Source organism: Streptomyces sp. NPDC006602 (genome assembly GCF_042870385.1).
In the GTDB taxonomy this organism is placed as follows: domain Bacteria; phylum Actinomycetota; class Actinomycetes; order Streptomycetales; family Streptomycetaceae; genus Streptomyces.
Genome location: NZ_JBIAHG010000107.1, coordinates 1 through 1,187, shown reverse-complemented (window position 1 = coordinate 1,187; position 1,187 = coordinate 1). Strand labels below are relative to the sequence as shown.

At 73.1% G+C, this 1,187-nt stretch carries 1 protein-coding gene; it reads right to left on the bottom strand.

Translation table 11 applies throughout. The annotated features are described in order from the left end of the window. A partial coding sequence (locus ACFYO2_RS49640) for a type I polyketide synthase (RefSeq protein WP_388364142.1) occupies nucleotides 1–1,187 on the bottom strand: 1,187 nt, incomplete at both ends.

Below are 1,187 nucleotides of genomic sequence, written 5' to 3'. Positions count from 1 at the left end.
GCCCTGCCGTAGTGCCTGCGCGGCCAGGTGCAGCGCGACCAGTGACGACGAGCACGCCGTGTCGACGGTGACCGCGGGCCCTTCCAGGCCGAACGCGTAGGCCAGACGGCCCGACGCGACACTGGACGTACTGCCCGTGAGCAGATACCCGTCGAAACCCTCCGCCGGTTCGTGCAGCCGGGGCCCGTAGTCCTGCGCGGTCGCCCCGACGAACACGCCCGCCCGGCTCCCGCGCAGCGCGTCCGGTGCGATGCCCGCCCGCTCGAACGTCTCCCAGGCGGTCTCCAGGAGCAGCCGCTGCTGCGGATCCATGGCCTCCGCCTCACGCGGACTGATCCCGAACAGCGCCGGATCGAACGCGCCTGCGTCTCGCAGGAACCCGCCCTCGCGGACGTACGTCGTGCCCGGCCGGTCCGGGTCCGGGTCGAACAACGCGTCCAGGTCCCAGCCACGGTCGTCGGGGAACGGGCCGATCGCGTCACCACCGGTCGACACCAGGTCCCACAGATCCTCGGGCGAGCCCACCCCGCCCGGGAAACGGCAGGCCATGCCCACGATGACGACGGGATCGACCGGATCGACGGGGGCAGTGGCAGGCTCGGACGACCCGGCCGCCACCGTCGCGCCGCCCCCGCCCGTCAGCCGCTCGCGCAGCAGCCGTACGACGGCATCGGGCGTGGGGTGGTGGTAGACGAGCGCGGACGGCAGGCTCAGCCCGGTGGCGGCCTGCAACCGGTCACGCAGTTCCACCGACGCCAACGAGTCGAAACCGAGATCCTTGAACGACCGCTCCGCGTCCACCGCGTCGCCGGTCATGTGGCCGAGCACGATCGCGGCCTGCGTCCGCACCAGGTCGAGCAGCCCCGCGGGTTCGAGGACGGGCCGGGCCTCCGCCACGGGCTCCTTCGCGACCGTGATCGCGGGCGTTGCGGTCGCCGGGATCGGCACCGTGTCCAGCCAGTACCGCTGCCGCTGGAAGGCGTACGTCGGCAGCCCCACCGCCTGACCACCCCAACCGCCCAGCCCAGCCGCCCAGTTGACTTTCGCGCCCTGTACGTGGGCGGTGGCCAGGGCACGCAGAACGGAATCGGGCTCCGGCCGCCCCCGGCGCAGTACGGGTACGGCGTCGGGGGTGTGGGGGGTGAGGGCGGCGTCGGGGCCGATCTCGATGAAGGTGGTGGTGCCTT